Genomic DNA, 22,106 nt, shown 5'->3' with positions numbered 1-22,106 from the left:
ATTGATCCTACATCTTAATGGAGCTTAATAAACCGATCATCGACAACCGTCGAAAGCGTGTCGACTTTCTTAAAGTAATCAATAATGGCGTTCCGAATAAAATAGTCGGTGTCCATAATGCTTTTGGCTTTTTTGAAAAAAGTCATATTGTCTCCTCCAGTAACCAAATAATTTGATGTCGCTACATTATAAGTTCGGGTCAAATCCAAGGGTTTTCCTTGAATCATAAACGAGTTAAGGATGTTGTCACTGTTCAATATAATCTGAATACCGGAAACCGGATGGGCCTGGCCCGAATCCCTTAGAAAATCGACCATTTCTGAAATGACATGGCCATCCAGGGCCACAACCACGATTGAATTTTCAAAAGGCATAACTTCGAAGGCGGTTCGGGTCGATACATTACCTTTAGAAATAATAGAACGAATACCCCCATGATTTAAAAGCACAAAATCGATATCTTTCCCGGTACGGGATTTAAAAATAGGGTTTGCTTCCGAGAAGATGATATCGGCAATTAGGTTTCCCGCCGAAGTGTTGAATTGTCCGTCTTCTTTGGTGATGGTTTGTGGCGCATAGGCCAGGGTGCTGTCCAAAACTTCATTCAACCTGCTACGATAAGGAGCTATAAATTCGTCAAAAGCCCCGGAAGCCCTCAGCGACGAGTCTATTCTGGTTTGGGAACTTGTTATTTGCGATAGATGGGTCGAGTTGTGGCGACATGAGCCACCGCTTATAATAGTTATAAATATAACAAAATGTTTTATTTTTAAACCCATAAATCGTTTTATCTTAGCATTTAAATATGAGGTGATATTCTTTACATTTGTAAAACCCAGTTCCTTTATTTCAGGAGTGGTTTAAAATTGTAAAAATACATGATCAAGGGAATAAAAGATAAGTTCAAGTATCAATCGGGTGTTAAATTTTTAAAGCAGGAGCTTGCCAAGGACCCTCCGGTTGTAGAGCGAGAGAAGGGTATCACATCCATAGGCTGTATAGTTGACCTTGATAAATTTGATGATGCCAACTTATTTTATGATTTTGTTGAAGATTACAATATGAGGCCCAATGCCGTGAAAATTATTGGTTATAAGGGCCATTACGACAAAAATTCGCCGTATTCCACACCGGTTTTTTCCGACAAGGATTTGGGCTGGAACGGGAAGATTGAGAATAGTTATGCACTCGAATTTTTGAGCCGTGAATATGATCTCTTGGTAAATTATTATACGGAGGAGAATTTGTTGATTCAGTTGATGAGTATCAAGACACGAGCCCGGTTTAGGGTTGGTTTTAAAGGTGTAGACCAGGTCTACAATGATTTAATTTTGGATTGCCCCTTGAACGATTTTGATACGTTCAAAACAGAGTTAAAAAAATATCTTGGGGTCTTAAACGAAATATAAATGGAAAAATTAAAAGGTACGGGAGTGGCTTTGATTACGCCTTTTAAGGAAGATTTATCTCTGGATATCGATGCCTTGCACCGTATTGTTGATTATTGTATTGAGGGCGGGGTAGATTACCTCGTGGTCCTTGGAACTACGGGTGAGACAGCCACGCTAACTAAAGCTGAAAAGCAAACCATAATTGATACCGTAACAATAGCCAATGCAGGCCGCTTACCTTTAGTAGTAGGAATCGGTGGAAATAACACGGCGGCCGTCATCGATGATTTACAAAGTTTAGACTTGACCAATTTTGACGCGGTCCTTTCGGTATCCCCCTATTATAACAGACCGACCCAAGAAGGTATTTTTCGTCATTTTGAGGCGATAGCGAATGTTTCCCCGAAACCTATTATACTATATAATGTTCCTGGTAGAACAGGTAGCAATATGCTGCCCGATACCGTGGTAAGATTGGCTACAGAAGTTGAAAACATTGTTGGCATAAAAGAGGCCGCGGGTAGCTTGTTGCAAGTACATGAACTTCTTAAAAAATGTCCAAAAGATTTTCTGATTATTTCGGGGGATGACGCAACTGCGCTTCCCACAGTTTTAGCCGGTGGCTCAGGAGTAATCTCCGTATTGGGTCAAGGGTTGCCCGCGGAATTCTCTGAAATGATCCGAGCTGGTCTTGACAGGGATGTCGATGTGGCCTATCAAAATCACTATGCATTGCTAGAAGGTATGGACTTGATTTTCAGGGAAGGGAATCCGGCAGGGATAAAGGCGCTTTTTGAAGCTTTGAACCTTTCATACGCTTCGGTGAGGCTTCCCTTGGTAGAAGCAACACCTACTTTGAAAAAACAAATAACTAACTTTATTAAGCCGTTTGTCAAGGTCGGAGTATAGTTGCCGAACACTTCAACATATACTATTTATCGAATTTTAAAGTTGTACTATTTCGGCGTCTATCTTGTTGAAATGGAGACGTTAAAGTGACGGTTATCCATAGCAAAGGAATCGGTTTAAAGTGTGAGTATTATATTTGGAAGTGTTAAATCTTACCCAAAAGCCTAGATAGCGCGCTTTTTGATGGTATTTTAGTTCCTATTATTTTGTTTTTTAAATCCGCAAGTAATCCGTAATTTTGCAAAATGTTTTTTAAAATGCGTACATACTTTAGCCTGCTTCTGTTAGCCGTTGTGTTTCAGTCCTGTAGTGAGTATCAAAAGGTGCTGAAAAACGAGGACGTTAAGGCCAAGTACGAATTGGCCCAGAAATATTATGAAGAAGGTGATTTCAAGAGATCGAACAGGTTGTTCGAGCAGATAGCCCCTAAATATGTAGGTAAACCTCAAGGGGAACGTGTTCAGTTTTTTCTGGCCGACACCTATTTCAAAAGAAGGGATTACAATATGGCGGGGTATCAGTTCGAACGCTTTGTAAAATCATACCCTAAAAGTGAAAAGGTGGCAGAGGCCTCTTTCAATGGAGCGAAGAGTTATTTTGAATTGTCGCCTAAATATTCGCTTGATCAGACCGATACCGATAAGGCCTTGGCAAAACTTCAGAATTTTATCAATGCCTATCCGGATTCTGAATATTTTGAAGAAGCCAACATTATGGCCCAAGAATTGACCACAAAAAAGGAACGTAAAGCTTACGAAATTGCCAAGCAGTTCAACAAGCTTGGGGAATTCGATTTCACTTTCTTGACCCCGGCGGTAGCTGCCTTCGATAACTTTATTTCAGATTATCCAGGGTCGATATACCGCGAAGATGCCATGTACTATAGGTTCGAATCGGCCACACAGTTCGCGCTTAATAGTCGTGAAAGAGTACAACAAGAGCGCTTGAAAGACGCAATGGCTGACTATAACGCGTTAAAAAAGCAATTTCCAGATACAAAATATACCGAAGAGGCAGATGAACTTATTCAAAAAGTTAATCTAGAATTACAAGATTTTATCCAAGAAAAAGAAGCAAAATAATTAGTGTAATCATGAATATGAACGATCTTAAAAATTCACAAGCTCCCGTTTCTACGACAACCGTTAACCGAAATGAATTTGACGAAAAAACGGATAACATATATGAAGCGATATCCATAGCAGCCAAAAGGGCCGTGCAAATCAACTCGGAAATCAAAAAGGAGCTCCTAGAAAAACTAGAAGAGTTCGCTACTTACAGCGATAGTCTTGAAGAAGTGTTCGAGAATAAAGAACAAATCGAGGTCTCCAAATTTTATGAAAAGTTACCAAAACCCCATGCATTGGCTGTAGAGGAGTGGTTGGAAGACAAGATCTACTATAGAAATACAGAGAAAGATAAGTAGAAAAGTATGTTGAGCGGCAAGAATATCCTTTTAGGAGTTACCGGAGGAATTGCAGCTTATAAAACGACTTTTCTTGTTCGATTATTTATAAAAGCTGGTGCTACGGTCAAAGTTATTATGACTGAAAGCGCCAGTTCTTTTGTTTCGCCCCTCACACTAGCTACACTTTCTAAGAATCCCGTTCTTCATGATTTTGCACGGCATGAAGAAAATACCACAGATTGGAACAATCATGTCGACCTAGCACTTTGGGCCGATATTATGGTATTGGCACCGGCTACGGCCAATACGCTCTCTAAAATGGCCAATGGCACCTGTGACAACCTTTTATTGGCGACCTATCTTTCTGCGAAATGCAAGGTTTTTTTCGCCCCGGCGATGGATTTGGACATGTATCGACATCCCTCGACACGCAGTTCCTTTAAAAGACTACAATCTTTCGGAAATGTGATGATACCCGTAGCTTCAGGAGAACTTGCCAGTGGGTTGCATGGGGAAGGGCGAATGGCCGAACCTGAGGAAATTGTGGATTTCATAGTAAATTACCTTTCCCAAGGGCTACCCTTGAGCGGAATAAAAATATTGGTCACCGCCGGCCCCACGTATGAGGCTATTGACCCGGTTCGATATATCGGAAACCATGCTTCGGGGCAAATGGGATACGAACTGGCAAAAAGGGCTTCGGCGCTGGGAGGTGAGGTTGTTCTAATTTCGGGCCCTACATCCATTGTACTTGAACATGCGGCGTTTAAAATCGAAAAGGTGGTTTCGGCCCAACAAATGTACGAGGCCGTACATCGGTATTATATAGATATGGATATCGTTATATGTGCTGCAGCGGTGGCCGACTACCGACCCAAATCGGTAGCATCCAATAAAATTAAGAAAAAGGAATCGGCCATCTCTATTGAACTGGTTAAGACCTTGGATATCTTAATGTCTCTAGGCGAACAAAAGACAAAACAATATTTGGTAGGCTTTGCCTTGGAAACCGAAAACGAGTTGGAAAATGCAAAAGGTAAACTCAAGAAGAAGAATCTTGATGCTATAATTTTAAATTCGCTCAATGATGAGGGTGCCGGTTTTGGAAAAGCGACCAATAAAATCACTTTCATAGATAAGAATTTAAAAATAAAGGCGTTTGAATTAAAGGCGAAGGCCGATGTTGCCAAAGACATTTTTGACGAAATTTTGAAGAAATACCATGCGTAACTTTATAATTGTAATAGCTACATTGTTTTTTGCGCTTTCGGTGTGGTCCCAAGAAATGAACTGTGTAGTAACGGTCAATGCCGATCAGGTCTCCCAAACCAATCAACAAATTTTCAAGACCCTCGAAAGATCTCTCAACGATTTTGTGAATAAGAATAAATGGACGAATCGCACATATAAGGAAAACGAACGGGTGAACGCTCAAATGTTTATCACGATTACCAAGTACGAGTCCAATCGATTCGAGGGAAATATACAAATACAATCATCTCGCCCAGTATTCAACACCTCCTATGAGACACCTGTTTTCAACTATAAAGACAATCAGCTGAACTTCGAATATGTAGAGTTTCAACCCTTGGTCTTCAACGAAAATGTATTTGAATCAAATCTTGTCAGTGTAGTTTCTTATTACGTTTATATTATTTTGGGCCTCGATGCCGATACCTTTTCACTGGAAGGTGGAACAGAGTATTTCAGAAAGGCACAGCAGATAACCACTCAGGCACAAGCAACCAATTACTCAGGCTGGGATCAAAATAGCGACAGGAGTCGCTTCGAACTTGTTGATAACCTTCTTTCAAATACCTATCGCGAATACCGTATTGCCATGTATAATTATCATAGAAAAGGTCTTGATATTTTAGCGGACAATAATAGCACCGGAAAGCAAGTCATTTCAGGGACGATGAAGCTTTTTGAGACAATGATGAACAGAAGACCCAATGCTTTTTTGATTCAAACGTTCTTCGATGCAAAATCAGAGGAGATTCAAAATATCTTTTCAGATGGTCCGAAGGTCGATGTGGTCAAGTTAAAGGAAACTTTGAACCGAATAGCACCCCTGTATTCAAGCACCTGGAATGCCATTACATACTAATATCCCCTAGTATATAATTATCGATTATCTTTACGGTCTGAACAGAATTTTAAGCCGTGCTCGTACATCTTACCATTAAAAATTATGCCTTGATCGATGACCTGAACGTGACCTTCTCTGAAGGTTTTACGTGTATTACTGGGGAAACCGGGGCGGGTAAATCCATTCTTCTAGGAGGATTATCATTGGTGCTGGGAAAACGGGCAGATCTGTCGTCATTGAGAGATAAGTCTGAAAAATGTATCATTGAAGCTGAATTCGAAATAGGTAAGTACGATTTGCAATCTTTCTTTGAAAAAAACGACCTTGATTACGAAGGCCATACCATAATTAGAAGAGAAATTCATCCCAGCGGTAAATCAAGAGCTTTCATAAACGATTCTCCGGTAAACCTTACCGTACTTGCTGAATTGGGCGATAGGCTTATAGACGTGCATTCGCAACACCAGACTTTACGGCTTGCCGATAATGATTTTCAATTCATGGTAATCGATGCGTTGGCCGGGAATAGGCAATTACTAGAGAATTATAGACACCTTTTCAGTGATTATGGTAAAATCGAGAAGGAATTGACTGTGCTTATTGATCGCCAGCGCGATGAAATTAAGGAGCATGATTATAACCTTTTTCTGCTCAAAGAACTAGAAGAAGCTCCTTTAAAGGAAGGTATTCAACAAGAACTAGAAGAACAGTATGAGCAATTGAGCAATATCGAAAATATTATGGAACTTTTGTCTCAAGGGTTTCAATTGCTTAATGATGAGCAAATAGGTGTTTCCAACTTATTGGCACAGTTGAAGCAAGTGTCTAATAAACTATCTGGTTTTGGAGGTCTATATGCTGATTTGAACGAGCGTATTCAATCAGTGGTAATCGAGGTAGACGACATAGCGACAGAATTGCAATCCTTTCATGAAAATACAGAGGCGAACCCCCAATTGTTGGAAGATGTCAACGGCAAGTTACAACGTATTTATGATCTTCAAAAAAAGCATGGTGTGGCTACTGTTTCGGAGCTTTTGGCGATTAGAAACGAACTTGACGAAAAGATAGCGGAGACAGAAAGTCTTGACAGTGCAATAGTGGAAAAAAGGAAAGCGGTGGAGGTAGTGAAAAACGCCATGGAAGATGTTGCAAATACTATTCATGTCAAAAGACGAAATGTACTACCGCGTTTAAAAGAGCAACTATCCAAAAGCTTGGGTTCTTTGGGAATGCCGAGTGCTAGTTTTAAGATTGAAGTACAGCAGGCCAACGTGTTCAAGACCAATGGGAAGGATGATTTGACATTTTTGTTTTCGGCGAACAAGGGCGCCGATTTCGGAGAATTGAAAAAAACGGCTTCGGGTGGGGAATTGTCTCGAATTATGCTAGTTATAAAAGCCATACTGGCTGAGTATGAAAATTTACCGACCATGATGTTCGATGAGATCGATACTGGGGTTTCGGGGGAAATATCTAACAGTATGGGAGATATCATGCAAGCGATGAGCAAAAATATGCAAGTTTTTTCAATAACCCATTTACCTCAAGTAGCCTCTAAAGGTAATCACCATTATAAAGTGTTCAAGGTCGAAGCTGATGCCGTTACAAAGACGCAAATGAAGAAACTCGATGAAAACGAACGTATTATTGAACTTGCGGAAATGCTAGGAGGTAAACAGCTATCCGATTCCGCCATTGCCCATGCTAAGCAGCTCTTGAATTGATTCTCCTTAGTTGTGGACCGGCATTAACTCCTAATATTTTGTATTAGGTATTTTACAAATGTGTAAGGCGTACTTCTTGGTCGGATTTTTTCTGTTGTCTGCCAACTTTTTTAAATATCTTTGACCACACCGCAACTAATAAAATTGATACCGTAAATATGGCTTACAACTTATTGAAAGGAAAAAAAGGAATTATTTTTGGGGCTCTAGATGAGAATTCTATCGCTTGGAAAACCGCCGAGCGTGTCCACGAAGAAGGTGGTACCTTCGTGCTGACCAATGCACCTGTCGCTATGCGCTTGGGCCAGATTAATGAATTGGCAAAAAAAACGGGGTCTCAGATTATTCCTGCCGATGCTACCAGTGAAGAAGACTTGGATAATTTGGTTGCTAAATCATTGGAACTGCTAGGAGGTAAGATTGATTTTGTCTTACATGCAATCGGAATGTCGGTGAACGTTAGAAAGGGAAGGGCCTATACCGACGAAAAATATGATTTTACAACAAAAGGGTGGGATGTCTCTGCACTTTCTTTTCACAAAGTAATGCAAAGCCTACATAAAGCGGACGCTATGCAAGAATGGGGCAGTATCGTGGCACTAACTTACATGGCGGCACAAAGGGTTTTTCCCGATTACAACGATATGGCCGATAATAAGGCCTATTTAGAGTCCGTTGCCCGTAGTTTTGGGTATTTCTTTGGCAAAAAAAACAAAGTCCGTGTCAATACCATTTCACAATCTCCGACCCCTACTACTGCGGGGCAAGGTGTTAAAGGGTTTGATGGTTTTATTAGTTATGCTGAAAAAATGTCTCCGTTAGGGAATGCTTCAGCATTGGATTGTGCCGATTACACAATAACGCTATTCTCCGATCTAACACGTAAGGTTACGATGCAGAATCTTTTCCACGACGGGGGGTTCTCCAGTACAGGTGTTAGTCAAGAGGTTATTGAAAAATTCACGGAGCAGTAGGCCGTTGATGAAGTTACACTTCGTAAAAATCTCTTGGCGCGTATAAGCCGATAATATAGGCATGGTAATCGTGAAGGGTTATGTGCATCACTTAAACTCTTAAGATTGAGATGAATCTCTACTTTTCTTTCATTATTCCTGTCTATAATAGGCCCAATGAAATAGAGGAGCTTTTAAAGAGTATTGCGGTACAAAACTATCCAGGCCCTTTCGAGGTTGTTATCGTTGAAGACGGCTCAACTATATCTTCAGAAGATGTGGTGAAACAATTCTCCAATAGCCTATCTATTTCTTATTATACTAAAAAGAACACTGGTCCCGGGGATACAAGAAATTATGGCATGCAGCGTGCCAAGGGTAATTATTTTATCATATTGGATTCTGACTGTATTTTGCCACCTCATTACCTGAATACGGTGTACAATACCCTGAAAGCACAATATGTGCATTGCTATGGAGGTCCTGATGCGGCCCATGAATCCTTTAGTGTAGAGCAGAAAGCTATAAATTATTCTATGACCTCGGTTTTGACAACGGGGGGCATACGCGGTAATAAAAGGTCGATGGGCAGGTTCCAACCACGAAGTTTTAATATGGGGATTTCGAGAACTATATTTGATAAAATAGGTGGGTTTGGCAATATACACCCCGGTGAGGATCCTGATTTTACCTTTCGTATTTGGAATAGCGGTTTTGATAGTAGAAAGATTCCAGAGGCATTTGTGTACCATAAACGAAGAATCAATTGGCAGAAATTTTACGTGCAAGTGAAAAAGTTCGGTATGGTAAGGCCTATTTTGAATCTTTGGCATCCTGGCACGGCTAAAGTGACCTACTGGTTTCCGACCTTTTTTTGCATAGCGTTTCTAGTTTCATTGATTTTATGGGGGGTAGGGCTATATTTACCTTTGTTCTTATTTTTTATATACTTTGGCCTCATTTTTGTCGATTCACTTCTAAAGAATCGAAGTTTGACCGTAGCTTTTTTATCGTTGGTAGCCGTGGTAGTTCAATTTGTAGGATATGGTTTTGGCTTTTTAAAATCGACCATCTTAATTACCTTTAGCAAAAAGAAACCACAGGAATTATTTCCTGAATTATTTTTCTAGACCTATTTTATGGCACTCGAGCTTATATTACAAAAAATCAAGAACGGACTTAAAAAGCGAAAAGTGAAGGTCTTTTTGGTGTTCTTATTTTGTTCGGCACTCATTTGGTTTATAAATAATTTATCGAGGTCTTACACCGGAGATGCTGTATTCGATCTTAATTTTATGAACGTACCTGATGGGTACCTGTATGAAAGCGCCTCAAAGAATAAAGTGGGTGTTAAATTGAAGGCAGGAGGATTTCAGTTCTTGCGATTCAATTTTATGAATAAGCGCGTGAATATCGATTTGTCTCAATTAAGCAAAAATGATTCTTCATTTTTTGCACCTGTAGCGTCGTATCGGCAACAGATTGAGAGTCAATTGCCCAGGTCGATGGTCTTGTTGGAAATGGATGAGGATACTTTGTTTTTTGAAATGCTTCCGGTGATGTCGAAGAAAGTTCCCGTGAAGCCCAAGGTGGTCATTAATTTGGCACAAAACTATTTGATGGAGGGAGGTATAAAAGTGACGCCGGATAGTATTCTATTAACGGGTCCCAAAAAAGAAATCGATACAATTGATTGGGTAAGAACAAAGGGCATAAGACTTCCCGATTTGGATGCTGATTTTTCCAGAGACGTAGACATCGTAAGACCAGAAAAACTTGAGCATACCACTTTCTCAGAAAATGGAGTTAATCTCAAAGCGAAGATTGCCCGTTTTTCCGAAAAAGTCTTCAAAGTGCCCATAACGACAGTAAATTTTCCCGCTGGGGCAGAAATAAAGACCTTTCCTGAAATGGCCTCGGTTTTATGCAAGGCAAAAATTAAACGTTTGCAAGAACTCGAGGAATCCGATTTTCAAGTGGTAGGAGATTATGAGTCCATAAAGGATCCCAGCTCCAAAGAATTGAAACTAAGCCTAGTCAAGCAACCAGAAGGTCTTCATAGCACGACACTTTTGGAAGACGAAGTAGAATATGTAATTAAGAAGGAGTGATGATCGTTGGCTTAACCGGGGGAATAGGGAGCGGTAAAACCACCGTGGGCACAATGTTCGAAGAACTGGGCGTTCCGGTGTATAATTCCGATGAGGAAGCGAAAAAATTAATGGGAACCTCAAGGAAGGTCAGAAATGCAATCGTGCGGCTTCTGGGAGAACTAGCCTACCCAGAGGGTGAATTGGACAGGGCATACATTTCGGAGCGTATTTTCGCAAATGAATCGCTCTTGAAGAAAATGAATGCCATTGTTCACCCAGCTGTAAGAAAACATTTTTTGAGGTGGGCCGAAAAACAAAAATCACCCTATGTCATTCAGGAGACGGCTATTATATTCGAAATTGGTTCCCAAGAGTTTTACGATCGGATAATTTTAGTGACTGCGCCCAGAGATATACGTATAGAACGAATTATGAAACGAAATGAAAATATTTCAAAAAAATCTGTGCTAGAGCGTATACAAAACCAGTGGAAAGATTCAGAAAAAATTAAAGGTTCGGATTACGTGATAAGGAACTTGGATTTGGCACGAACACGTTCAGAAGTATTGAAAGTTCATCAGTCGTTGCTTGCTAGTAGTTAGTGCTTTAGGGATTTTAACCTTTTTGTTAAGGTTAGGTTAAACGTACCATTTGCTAGTGTTAAATCTTTAATTTTATAATAATGAATAGGAGGTTGTTTGTTCTTTTGGTCATACTGATGAGCCTCTCCTTGATCGGAATCATCTTTGTACAAAGCTTTTGGATCAAACGGTCGGTAGAGGACAAGGAAGAACAATTTTCAAACGTGGTCATTGATGTATTGAAAGAAGTAACCGATAAAATTGAAAGTCGCGAACGGAACGATTATTCCGAACGTTATTTGAGTTCTATCGATAGTATTGAAGGTCCTAAAAGTACAAGCTTGAAGAATATCTTCTTTATTGAAGGAGATTTGAATTCAAACGAGTTTCGTCTTTATTCCCATGGAATTCTAGAAGAAAATTATGATGTCGCCTCGACTTTTTTTGACGGAGGCAATGGCAATGACACAACCATTACAAATTACACCAGTAAACGCACTAGTGCGATTTTTGGTTCGAATTTGGGGATTGATGGTAAGAGTTATGAATTATCCCCTAAAAAGATCATTGAAAAGATTGGTGGACTTACGGCGATGGAAAAGGCGGCGTTCGATGATATGTTCATGGAGTATGCCAAAAAAGTTCCTATACACAAAAGGGTTTCAAAGCAGGAAATCGAATTGTTGCTAAATCGTGAGCTTGAGGATCGTGGACTAGATATTGATTATGAATATGGAATATACAGTAGGGGTATTCCCACCAAGGTTAAGTCAAAAAAATTTAAATTAACCGAAAGTACACCGTATAGCGCGCCTATTTTTAGGGATAGTGAGGGCAATACGAATTTTTCATTGTTGATCAATTTCCCTAAGAAGAAGCGCTTTTTGATGAGTACCATCATGGGGATGGCTTTCTTGTCGCTTCTCTTTATATTGGTTATTGTCGCTTCGTATTCCGGAGCCATATATCAGTTGATTCGGCAAAAACAGATTTCAGAGATAAAATCTGATTTTATAAATAATATGACGCATGAGTTCAAGACCCCCATTGCCACCATCAATTTGGCGGTGGAGGCGATTCGAAATCCAAAAGTTATCGGCAACCACGAAATGGTTGAAAGATATCTTGGAATGATTCGGGACGAGAATAAAAGAATGCATGCCCAAGTTGAAAATGTATTAAGAATATCCAAGTTGGAAAAGAACCAATTGGATATCAGCAAAGATAGGGTTGATGTTCACGATATTGTTCAAGATGCGATCGCCCATGTCGAACTTATTGTCGCTGATCGAGGGGGATATATTAAATCACATTTGGCGGCGCAAAGCACTGAAGTTCTCGCTAACGAAATGCATTTCACCAACGTTATCGTTAATATTCTCGATAACGCCATAAAATATTCCCCAGATGCACCGCGAATCGATGTTTATACAGAGGTAGCAAAGAATCATATCATTGTGAAAATACAAGATCAGGGTGCGGGAATGAGTAAAGCAGTTTTGAAAAAAGTTTTCGAAAAATTTTATCGAGAACACACGGGAGATTTGCACAACGTTAAAGGTCACGGTCTCGGACTGGCCTATGTTAAAAAAATTATAGATGATCATCAAGGAGAGGTATATGCTGAAAGTGAAAAAGGAAAAGGAAGCACTTTCTACATAAAATTGCCTTTAATCTAACTCAAAGTTATGGAAACAATAAATAAGAAAATACTATTGGTCGAAGACGACCCCAATTTCGGAATCGTTCTTAAAGATTATTTATCGATGAACGAGTTCGATGTAACCTTGGCTAAAAATGGCATGGAGGGGTTCGAGAAGTTTAAAAAAGATAATTATGACATCTGTATTTTAGATGTTATGATGCCCTATAAGGACGGCTTTACCTTGGCGAAGGAAATTCGTGAAAAAAATGAGAATGTACCCATCGTATTTCTCACCGCCAAAACAATGAAAGAAGATGTTCTCAAAGGGTATAAGGCTGGTGCTGATGATTATCTCAATAAACCTTTCGATTCGGAAGTCTTGCTGATGAAATTAAAAGCTATTCTTCAAAGAAAAGCTTCTAATACATTGGCAGATAGTAAAAAATTCGAATTTAAAATTGGAAATTTCCATCTTAATTCAAAGCTCCGTTTTCTAAAGTATAAAGAGGAGGAGGCCATTAAACTTTCGCCAAAGGAAAATGAGCTATTACGTTTATTGGCCCTTCACGAAAATGATTTGATGCCTCGTGAATTGGCATTGACCAAGATTTGGAGAGATGATAATTACTTTACCTCAAGAAGCATGGATGTTTATATTGCCAAATTAAGGAAATATCTAAAGCGCGATGATACCGTAGAGATACTCAATATACATGGAGAAGGCTTTCGTTTGGTAGTTAAGGAAGAAGAAAAATAGACATTTAAATTTTCGTCATACTAAAAAGCCCAAATGTGAGACACAGTTGGGCTTTTTTATTTAAGAACCTTAGGGTTCTTGTACCTATATTTTTGACTTATCAAGCTGTTTCAAAATATTTTCGACAATGATTTCAGGAGGGTTTTCTGTAGAAACGGTCAACGCATCTTCGGGCGGCTCAAGCGTTTCGAATTGTGATTTTAATAGTGCTGGCGGCATAAAATGATCTGTGCGCAATGTCATTCGCTTTATTAGCTCTTCGAAAGATCCCTTGAGATAAATATACCTCGTATGTTCTTTGATATCTTTACTAAGTATGCTTCTATATTTTTCTTTCAAGGCAGAACAGGCAATTACCGACCCGGAGTCGCTGTTCTGCTTGGCCAAGGAATTGAGACGTAGTAGCCAGCTTAATCTGTCTTCATCGTTCAGTGGATTCCCTTGGCTCATTTTTAAAACGTTTTCAGGGGAATGATATTCATCCCCTTCAAAAAACGGAAGTTCTAATACGGTGGCGATCATCCTCCCAATGGTACTTTTTCCACATCCGGAAACTCCCATAACAATGAATGTCGTCTTATTTTTTTCCAATTAAGTCCTTTTCTAACTTTAAAATGATTCTTTCTTCATTCATACTCGGCGTAACCCAAAGTGTTTCCTGATTTCTTTTAAACCACGTGAGTTGCCGCTTGGCAAATCGCCTTGTGTTTTTCTTTACTTCGCCCAAAGCAAAATCAAGGGTGCAATTCCCATCGAAATAGGCGAAAAGTTCTTTATAGCCAACGGTTTGTAGCGCGTTTAGTCCTTTAAAATTTTTAAGACTTTCTACTTCGGCCAATAATCCGCGATCTACCATTTTGTCGACTCTTTTGTTGATACGATCATAAAGAATACTTCTTTCTGTGTTCAGGCCAATAGTTACCGTTTGAAAGGCTCTTTTCTTTTTATCGTAAGATAAGAACGAAGAATACGGTTTCTCCGAGGCCAAGCAGATTTCTAAGGCCCTGATTAATCTATGAGGGTTCTCTAGATCTACTTTGGCATAATAAACAGGGTCAAGTTCATGAAGCATTTTTTGAAGGCTTTCTAGGCCGTCTTTCTCCAATTTTTTATTAAGATTTTTTCGAAAATGAGGAGGCACTTCTGGAAACTCATCCAATCCCTTGGCAACGGCATCGATATAAAGTCCACTACCACCCACCATGACAACTAAATCCTTAGCCTTAAAAAGCTTATGCAACATTGATATGGCATCTTTTTCATATGCACCGACCGAATAGTGATCAAATATGCTTTTATGCTGAATAAAATGGTGTTGTGCCAAGGAAAGTTCTTCTGCTGAGGGTACGGCAGTTCCAATGTTCATTTCTTTATAAAACTGTCGTGAATCTGCTGAAATGACATCGGTGTCGAAGTGACGGGCCAAGACTATGGCGAGTTTGGTTTTTCCAATGGCTGTTGGCCCTACTACAGATACGAGTGTCTTTTCCATTACAGCTTACTTCCACAGTTATAGCAATGGCTGGCATCATCTCTATGACCTTCTTTTGCACAGGTTGGGCAAACCTGCGTATTGATATGTACGAAGTCTTCATGATTAGGGTCGTTCTTGGCCGTACTCTGTCTGCTGAGTTCTGAAGTTACGATACCCGTGGGAACTGCGATTATGCCATAACCCAACAGCATGATTATTGTGGCGATCAATTGACCTTGGGGCGTAATGGGCGCAATATCGCCATATCCCACTGTGGTAAGTGTAACAATGGTCCAATAAATACTCGTTGGAATACTGGTAAAACCTGCTTCGTCACCTTCAATCCAGTACATTAGAGTACCTAAAATTACAGAGATGATAAGAACGGTAAAAAGGAATACCGTTATTTTTGCTCTGCTGGCCTTTAGGGCCTTCATAAGTTGTGAAGCTTCACCTAAAAACCTGACCAATTTTAAGATCCGAAAGACGCGGAGAAGTCTGAAAGCCCTTATAGCCAACAATACCTGCGAACCCGCAAAAATATAGGAGAGGTACAAAGGAATGGTGGAGAAGAAATCTATTAAACCGTAAAAGCTGAAAACATATTTCAATGGTTTCTTAATACTTATGATTCGTGCAACATATTCTATGGTAAAGAGAATGGTTACAATCCATTCTAAGGTCAAAAGAACTCCATGATACTGAACATCAATCCATTTGACACTTTCGAGCATGACCAAGAGAACACTGAAAATGATAAGTCCGAACAAAGCGATATCGAACCACTTACCCATTGGGGTGTCGGCCTCATAGATGATTTCATGGACTCTGTTTTTCCAGCCCTTTTCCGGTTTTACGTCCTTCAAGATGAATAACTTAGTTCTAGAATTTTTTGCACACGTTTTCTCCTAAGATACGATTCAATAATATGGAGGTTGTTGGCACTCGATTCCATAGGGGTAATGATCGATTCCAAAATAGAAGGACTATTAATTTGGTGATTGAGCTCACAATAACCTAAACCCTCAAAATTGCCATTTTTAATGAGAATTACACTTTTTTCCCCCGTATCACGGCCTTTGTCGATTAGAACAACGCTTTTATCAACCAATGAATATTTCGAAATAGCTTTGTAAACCCGTGAATTATAGTTTTCAGGGTCTTCACGATTGATACAGGCACCAAAACAATCATTCCTATCCAAATTGTCACAGTGGTTCTCCGAAACCGAGATACCGTTCAATTGTTCGCATAGCTCAAATTCCTTTGTAACTTTTGAAATAAAATTAGTGGCAGCGACCAAACCATTGAATACCGCAAAAAATCCTTTATGATTTCGGGTCTTTTCCGTTTTTAATAGCTCGTAGCCATTCTCATTCTTTTTAGTGCGTATACCATAGCTATAATTAACGGCAGGTAATTTTTGATTGAACCTTGGTCGATTCCGCCGTAGTTCTTCATTTTCCTTTAAAAGGGCTATAAGCTCAGTTCCTGTTTTTTCATAGGTTACTTTTTTGGTCGCTTTCTGTAACTGCCTGGCGCGGTTCCCAGTATTGGTAAAATGTTGGTTTACCCTTTTCTTGAGATTTGAGCTTTTCCCAAGAAATATGATTTCTCCATATTTGTCATGCATATAATACAACCCGGTTTCTGAAGGCAAGGATTCTACTATATCCAATTGTCTTTCGGATAATTCGCCATGGGTCTCCTTACGAATAACACCTTTAATAATGGTCTTGTCGGAGTCTTTAGCGAGTAGCACCTTAAATAGCTTTAAGGTGGCCAGGGCATCTCCATTTGCCCGGTGCCGGTCACTTACGGGTATGCCCAACGAGCGTACCAATTTACCTAAACTGTGAGATTCGGCTTCAGGTATCAATCTTTTGGAGAGGTCAACAGTACAAAGTGTCTTTCGCTCAAAATTATAACCCAATCTTTTAAACTCGGTACGTAGTATGCGGTAATCAAATTGGGCATTATGAGCCACCAATACCGTGTCTTCCGTAATTTCGACAATACGTTTGGCAACTTCATGAAATTTGGGTGCGGTACGCAACATTTTGTTATTGATACCCGTAAGATTGACCACAAAGGGTTGTATCACTTTTTCAGGATTGACAAGACTGATAAATTTATCAACAACTTGGTGCCCATCGAATTTATGAATAGCTATTTCGGTAATACCTTCTTCATTAAATTTTCCTCCTGTGGTCTCTATATCAAGTATGGCGTACATGTAGAGCTCGATTCGATTTTTGTGTTAGATTTGCGATTGCAACGCGAAGAACAAAGATACTTAATCTGTGGTCTTTATTGGTTGTAAATCCTTTCTCCAAATATACTACTTCCTATCCGCACCATCGTACTGCCTTCTTCAATGGCTATCCGATAGTCTCCACTCATACCCATAGACAAGGTCGATATAGAAGGAAGTTGCGTTTTCAGTTCTTCAAAAAGAGATTTTAGATTTTTGAATTCCTTCCGAATTTGATTTGTATTATCCGTAAAGGTAGCCATGCCCATAAGCCCAACGATTTTTATGTGTTCAAGTTGGGCGAATTCGGTTGAACCTATTATATCAAAAAGTTCGAATCGGTCAAGACCGAACTTTGTGTCTTCTTCCGCGATATGAATTTGAAAAAGGCAATTGACAATCCTATTGCTTTTTTTTGCCCTTTTATTAATTTCTTTGAGCAGTTTTAGACTGTCTACCCCATGAATCAGCGATACGAAATCGACTATGTATTTTACCTTGTTCCGTTGTAAGTGCCCGATCATATGCCATTCGATATCTTTGGGCAAGCGCTCCCATTTTCCAACCATTTCCTGAACCTTGTTTTCCCCAAAAATACGTTGACCCACTTCATAGGCTTCTTTAACCGCGGTATCGGGCTTGGTTTTCGATACGGCTACTAAGGTTACATTTTTTGGAAGTGAGGCATTGACTTTTGTAAGGCTTTCTTGAATGGACATCGGTAGTTTATAAATTTATTAATGTGCTTCTTAAAATTTCGAAGGACGTTTTCAGTGTAAGGTACATCGCATATCACCTAGTATACAGCATTTTTTTGAGAAAATAATTATCGGTTAAATTGTGACGATATTTTTTCTGCCTTCTTGGATTCGGCATAATCGTAAAATCCTTCGCCAGACTTTACGCCTAATTTTCCTGCCATAACCATATTGACCAATAATGGACACGGGGCATATTTTGTATCCTTAAATCCTTCGAACAAAACCTTCATTATGGAAAGACATACATCCAATCCTATAAAATCAGCTAATTGTAAAGGTCCCATAGGATGGGCCATGCCCAGCTTCATGACCGTGTCGATTTCAGCAACACCGGCAACACCATGGTAAAGGGTGTAAATGGCTTCATTGATCATGGGCATCAAGATTCGGTTCGATACAAAACCCGGGTAATCATTAACTAGGGTAGGGGATTTCCCAAGTTTTTTGGATAGCTCAAAAACAGTATTGCAGGTTTGATCAGAAGTAGAATAGCCGCGTATCACCTCGACCAAAGGCATAATAGGTACCGGATTCATAAAATGCATGCCGATGACTCTGTCTGGACGTTCGGTTTCCGAAGCGATATGTGTTATAGAGATAGAGGAAGTGTTTGTTGCTAAAATCGTACTTTGGCGACAATTTTTATCAAGTTCCTTGAAGATGCTTAGTTTCAAATTTATATTTTCCGATACTGCTTCTATGGCCAGATCGCTTTCAATCACGGCTTTGGAAAGTGTGGTATGAAGCGATAGGTTGTTAAGGGTACTTAACTTCGTGGCTTCGTCGATGTTGTCTTTGGCCACCATGCGGTCCAAGTTCTTCGCAATAGTTGCTTTGGCCTTTTCCAACGCATGTTGCGATACGTCGATAAGACGAACCTCGTATCCGTTTTGTGCGAAAACATGGGCAATACCATTTCCCATGGTCCCTGCTCCTATGACAGCAATACTATTCATTGGGTTGTATTAAAATTAAACTTTGCGATTAGGTACAGTAGTGCCCTTTGCTTTAAAAAGTCCGTTCTTTTTTGAAAGATGCTATTATCTGTAAGGCTACCTTAAGTGCTTTGGCGCCCTGAGAAAGACTTACTAGCGGCGTGATATCTTTTTCAATAGCCTCCGCAAAAGACTCTAGTTCGTCTAATATAGCATTGTTAACCCCCACATCTGGATTTTCGAAATAGATCTGTTTTTTCTCTCCTTCCGCATTTTGAAGCACCAAGTCAAAGTCTCCGGGATTTTCAGGGGCGTCTTTCATTTTGACCACTTCCACTTTTTTATCCAGAAAATCAATGGAGATATATGCATCTTTTTGGAAGAAACGAGACTTACGCATGTTTTTGAGCGATATTCTACTCGCTGTAAGATTGGCTACACAGCCATTTTCAAATTCGATTCGGGCATTGGCGATATCGGGAGACTTGCTAATAACGGAAACCCCACTTGCGTTGATTTGCTTCACCTCGGCCTTGACCACGCTTAGAATGGCATCGATATCATGAATCATAAGGTCGAGTACGACAGGAACATCGGTACCCCTAGGGTTGAATTCGGCCAACCGATGTGTTTCAATAAACATAGGATTTTCAATTTGGTGTTTGACCGCCGAAAAAGCTGGATTGAAGCGTTCAACATGCCCGACTTGACCCTTGATCCTATATTTTCTTTCTAAATTCAATAATTCTTCTGCTTCTTCGTACGTATTCGTGATAGGTTTTTCAATAAATATATGTTTGCCATTTTCAATGGCTTTTTTCGCACATTCAAAATGGGAGAGGGTGGGGGTGACAATGTCAACGACATCCACCGAAGCAATCAAGGTGTTGATATTATCGAAATAAGTATAGCCCGACTCTGCTTCGACCTTTTTGGCATTTACGACATCTGCATCGTAGAAGCCGATCAATTCATATTTTTTCGATTCGTTGAGAAGCCTAAGATGTATTTTTCCTAAGTGGCCTGCACCCAAAACCCCGACTCTAAGCATAGATTTTTGTCTTTGCCCAAAAATAAGGATGTTTTTTGAGTTAGAAGTGACCTTTTCCTTTTTGCCAAACCTTTTAAGAAACTTGAAACTTCAGAATGAAACTTGAACTAAACTTTTTATAACTTCGCTGCAAAACCAAACCATTTTGTACAATACTAGCAGAAATTCTGGGCGCGCTATATTTGAGAGCATTTTCTCTAAAGGCATACCTTGTGATTCAAGCAGGTTAACCCTTGCCATATGAGAGATACTTTAAAGCATAGCGGTTTGCGCAATAAGCTGGCTAAAATACTTTTGGCAAAGGGTATTTCTGACGCTAAAGTACTTGATGCCATTCGAGCCATACCACGACATTTATTTATGGATAGTAGTTTTGAAGGGCATGCCTATCAAGACAAAGCATTTCCAATCGCGGCCGATCAGACAATCTCCCAGCCGTATACCGTCGCTTTTCAAACCCAATTGCTTGCCGTTCGGCCAAATGATAAAATTTTGGAAATTGGAACTGGTAGCGGATATCAGACGGCTATTTTACTTCAGTTGAAAGCTAAAGTCTATACTATCGAGCGGCAATTGGAACTTTTTAAGAAGACAAAAATCTTTTTTTCGAAAATGGGGTACCGTCCTAAAAAAACCATTTTTGGGGATGGTTATAAAGGATTGCCCGAAGAAGCACCTTTTCAAGGTATAATTGTTACGGCGGGAGCGCCCGAAGTTCCGAAAGCACTTCTTTCTCAATTGGATATTGGAGGACGCTTGGTCATTCCTGTGGGAAGCGATAATCAGATAATGACCTTGTTTGTCCGAAAGTCCGAAAAAGAGTTTGAGAAAAAGGAGTACGGTTCGTTTAGGTTCGTGCCACTTCTAGAGGATAAGAATTGAATTGAGGTGGTCTAGCTCGATTCGTTCAAGTATTAAAACTTTTTTTGATCCGGGCCAAGTTTCTTTTGTTCGCCCTATCTTTAATTGTCTCCCTTTTGTCATATAGCTTTTTACCCTTGGCCAAGGCGATTTTAATTTTTGCCAGACCCCGATCGTTAATGAATAGATTCAGTGGAACAATGGTCAATCCGGAAGTGTTGACCTCTTTGCGTAACTTTTTAAGCTCCCTACGGTTCAACAATAACTTTCGCTCTGCCTTTGGCCTGTGGTTAAAGTGAGAGGCATGTGAATATTCATCGACCTGCATATTGATCACGAATAACTCGTCATTATCGTTGAATTCGCAAAAGCTTTGGGCGATAGAGGCCTTCCCTTCCCGAATGGATTTGATTTCAGTACCTGCCAAAACAATTCCAGCGACATAGGTATCTAAAAGTTCGTATTCAAATTTTGCTTTTTTGTTCTTGATGTTGATGTTGTTCTGAACCATGTTGCAAAAATAAGAAAGTAGTCGCTAATTCAATCATCTCAAAAGAAACGCGAATAGAAATTTTGATTTAGCGAATTTGTGACCGATAAACCCTTCGTTATGGCCGAGTATATCTTCATAGTCCTAGTAGGTACGCAGATTTATTGAAGGGCTTTAGGACAATTACAATTGAAGTGCAAACGTTGGGAAACGGCAACTTCGTTTACCATTTGAACGATAAATAGGCTGCCATTATCCGTATCGTCCATTTCATCATATTTATTTTCCCCTAACATTTTATTGACCAACTCTGGAGTAGTATTACTGTGCCCTACTACCAGAACATTCTTACCCTTATTTTCGGTCTTAAAAATTTCTATATCAACTTCTTGGGGATTGTAATATTGAACCGTAATTTCTTTTTTGACCGAGATTGGCGCGGCCGTCATTTCAGTTCGTAAATAGTCAGTGGTGTAAATGGCATCAAGTTCCACCTCATCTAATATTTCAGCCCAGTGCATCGCTCTGCCCAGTCCCTCTTGATTGAGTTCCGGGTCGGCGTTTGAAGGGTCGGACCTGTCTTTTTCCGCATGGCGGATAAAATAGAATGTAGAGACAACCGTTTGCTTATTGGAAGTATTTTGCTCTTCTTTGCAACTTGCCAGACTGAACAAAAGTATAACGGCATAAAGGGTTTTGGTACATTTCATAGGTAATGCCAGTT

General features: G+C 39.8%; 24 protein-coding genes. 14 read left to right on the top strand and 10 right to left on the bottom strand.

The features are described from left to right. Positions 1–14: 14 nt before the first annotated feature. Positions 15–779, bottom strand: coding sequence for a 5'-nucleotidase C-terminal domain-containing protein (locus F2B13_RS04235; protein WP_149303324.1), 765 nt, complete (start codon positions 777–779; stop codon positions 15–17). A 99-nt stretch (positions 780–878) separates the two neighbouring features. Between F2B13_RS04235 and F2B13_RS04230 the strand changes: the two genes are divergently transcribed. The 13 genes from F2B13_RS04230 (at position 879) to F2B13_RS04170 (ending at position 13,556) form a co-directional block, all read left to right on the top strand. Continuing rightward, positions 879–1,409, top strand: coding sequence for a DUF6913 domain-containing protein (locus F2B13_RS04230; RefSeq protein ID WP_149303322.1), 531 nt, complete (start codon positions 879–881; stop codon positions 1,407–1,409). Beyond that, positions 1,410–2,300: a 4-hydroxy-tetrahydrodipicolinate synthase gene (dapA, locus tag F2B13_RS04225; protein ID WP_149276028.1), complete on the top strand. Its 891-nt coding sequence runs from the start codon at positions 1,410–1,412 to the stop codon at positions 2,298–2,300. Positions 2,301–2,557: 257 nt separating this feature from the next. Then, a complete protein-coding gene (locus tag F2B13_RS04220) occupies positions 2,558–3,382 on the top strand; it encodes an outer membrane protein assembly factor BamD (protein ID WP_232623004.1) in 825 nt (274 codons plus the stop codon). Positions 3,383–3,399: 17 nt separating this feature from the next. Next, positions 3,400–3,726 carry a DNA-directed RNA polymerase subunit omega gene (locus F2B13_RS04215; RefSeq protein ID WP_149276026.1) on the top strand — a complete coding sequence of 109 codons (327 nt, stop codon included), beginning with the start codon at positions 3,400–3,402 and terminating at the stop codon, positions 3,724–3,726. A gap of 6 nt (positions 3,727–3,732) precedes the next feature. After that, a complete protein-coding gene (gene coaBC, locus F2B13_RS04210) occupies positions 3,733–4,938 on the top strand; it encodes a bifunctional phosphopantothenoylcysteine decarboxylase/phosphopantothenate--cysteine ligase CoaBC (RefSeq protein ID WP_149276025.1) in 1,206 nt (401 codons plus the stop codon). Beyond that, on the top strand, positions 4,931–5,818 hold the full coding sequence (gene porD / locus F2B13_RS04205) for a type IX secretion system protein PorD (RefSeq protein WP_149276024.1): 888 nt from the start codon (positions 4,931–4,933) through the stop codon (positions 5,816–5,818). The genes coaBC and porD overlap by 8 nt, the downstream gene beginning before the upstream one ends. Positions 5,819–5,874: 56 nt before the next feature. Beyond that, entirely contained in the window at positions 5,875–7,527 is a 1,653-nt protein-coding gene (gene recN / locus F2B13_RS04200; protein WP_149276023.1) for a DNA repair protein RecN, read from the top strand. 158 nt (positions 7,528–7,685) lie between these two features. Further along, positions 7,686–8,501: an enoyl-ACP reductase FabI gene (locus tag F2B13_RS04195; RefSeq protein ID WP_149276022.1), complete on the top strand. Its 816-nt coding sequence runs from the start codon at positions 7,686–7,688 to the stop codon at positions 8,499–8,501. Positions 8,502–8,611: 110 nt separating this feature from the next. Further along, entirely contained in the window at positions 8,612–9,610 is a 999-nt protein-coding gene (locus tag F2B13_RS04190; RefSeq protein ID WP_149276021.1) for a glycosyltransferase, read from the top strand. A gap of 9 nt (positions 9,611–9,619) precedes the next feature. Then, the gene (locus tag F2B13_RS04185) at positions 9,620–10,591 is read left to right on the top strand and encodes a CdaR family protein (protein ID WP_149276020.1); all 972 of its coding nucleotides are present in this window, start codon (positions 9,620–9,622) and stop codon (positions 10,589–10,591) included. Then, positions 10,591–11,175 (top strand): dephospho-CoA kinase, encoded by a 585-nt coding sequence (coaE, locus tag F2B13_RS04180; RefSeq protein ID WP_317131635.1) that lies wholly within the window; start codon positions 10,591–10,593, stop codon positions 11,173–11,175. The genes F2B13_RS04185 and coaE overlap by 1 nt, the downstream gene beginning before the upstream one ends. 80 nt (positions 11,176–11,255) lie before the next feature. Further along, complete coding sequence (locus F2B13_RS04175) at positions 11,256–12,833, top strand: sensor histidine kinase (protein WP_149276018.1); 1,578 nt, start codon at positions 11,256–11,258, stop codon at positions 12,831–12,833. A 9-nt stretch (positions 12,834–12,842) separates the two neighbouring features. Next, the gene (locus F2B13_RS04170) at positions 12,843–13,556 is read left to right on the top strand and encodes a response regulator transcription factor (RefSeq protein ID WP_149276017.1); all 714 of its coding nucleotides are present in this window, start codon (positions 12,843–12,845) and stop codon (positions 13,554–13,556) included. An 84-nt stretch (positions 13,557–13,640) separates the two neighbouring features. Here F2B13_RS04170 and F2B13_RS04165 read toward each other — a convergent pair whose 3' ends face one another. From F2B13_RS04165 to F2B13_RS04135, 7 genes are all read right to left on the bottom strand, one after another. Then, positions 13,641–14,147, bottom strand: coding sequence for a gluconokinase (locus F2B13_RS04165; protein WP_232623003.1), 507 nt, complete (start codon positions 14,145–14,147; stop codon positions 13,641–13,643). Then, on the bottom strand, positions 14,134–15,048 hold the full coding sequence (gene miaA / locus F2B13_RS04160; RefSeq protein WP_149276016.1) for a tRNA (adenosine(37)-N6)-dimethylallyltransferase MiaA: 915 nt from the start codon (positions 15,046–15,048) through the stop codon (positions 14,134–14,136). Before miaA ends, F2B13_RS04165 begins: the two co-directional genes overlap by 14 nt. Then, entirely contained in the window at positions 15,048–15,896 is an 849-nt protein-coding gene (locus F2B13_RS04155) for an ion transporter (RefSeq protein ID WP_232623002.1), read from the bottom strand. Before F2B13_RS04155 ends, miaA begins: the two co-directional genes overlap by 1 nt. Further along, complete coding sequence (locus F2B13_RS04150) at positions 15,893–17,266, bottom strand: exonuclease domain-containing protein (RefSeq protein ID WP_149303320.1); 1,374 nt, start codon at positions 17,264–17,266, stop codon at positions 15,893–15,895. Before F2B13_RS04150 ends, F2B13_RS04155 begins: the two co-directional genes overlap by 4 nt. Positions 17,267–17,340: 74 nt before the next feature. After that, positions 17,341–18,003 carry a YggS family pyridoxal phosphate-dependent enzyme gene (locus F2B13_RS04145; protein ID WP_149276014.1) on the bottom strand — a complete coding sequence of 221 codons (663 nt, stop codon included), beginning with the start codon at positions 18,001–18,003 and terminating at the stop codon, positions 17,341–17,343. 107 nt (positions 18,004–18,110) lie between these two features. Further along, positions 18,111–19,001: a 3-hydroxyacyl-CoA dehydrogenase family protein gene (locus F2B13_RS04140; RefSeq protein ID WP_149276013.1), complete on the bottom strand. Its 891-nt coding sequence runs from the start codon at positions 18,999–19,001 to the stop codon at positions 18,111–18,113. A 52-nt stretch (positions 19,002–19,053) separates the two neighbouring features. Next, positions 19,054–20,031, bottom strand: coding sequence for a Gfo/Idh/MocA family protein (locus F2B13_RS04135; RefSeq protein WP_149303318.1), 978 nt, complete (start codon positions 20,029–20,031; stop codon positions 19,054–19,056). Between the two features lie 240 nt (positions 20,032–20,271). On the opposite strand from F2B13_RS04135, the gene F2B13_RS04130 reads away from it, so the two are divergent. After that, entirely contained in the window at positions 20,272–20,913 is a 642-nt protein-coding gene (locus tag F2B13_RS04130; protein WP_149276011.1) for a protein-L-isoaspartate(D-aspartate) O-methyltransferase, read from the top strand. Between the two features lie 25 nt (positions 20,914–20,938). On the opposite strand, the gene smpB is transcribed toward F2B13_RS04130, so the two are convergent. Together smpB and F2B13_RS04120 are read right to left on the bottom strand one after the other, a co-directional pair. Further along, the gene (smpB, locus tag F2B13_RS04125; protein WP_149276010.1) at positions 20,939–21,403 is read right to left on the bottom strand and encodes an SsrA-binding protein SmpB; all 465 of its coding nucleotides are present in this window, start codon (positions 21,401–21,403) and stop codon (positions 20,939–20,941) included. Between the two features lie 140 nt (positions 21,404–21,543). After that, entirely contained in the window at positions 21,544–22,092 is a 549-nt protein-coding gene (locus F2B13_RS04120) for a SixA phosphatase family protein (RefSeq protein ID WP_149276009.1), read from the bottom strand. Positions 22,093–22,106: the final 14 nt, after the last annotated feature.

The sequence above is a fragment of the Pareuzebyella sediminis genome, assembly GCF_008367235.1.
GTDB lineage: Bacteria > Bacteroidota > Bacteroidia > Flavobacteriales > Flavobacteriaceae > Pareuzebyella > Pareuzebyella sediminis.
This window is presented reverse-complemented; position numbering and strand designations above follow the sequence as displayed.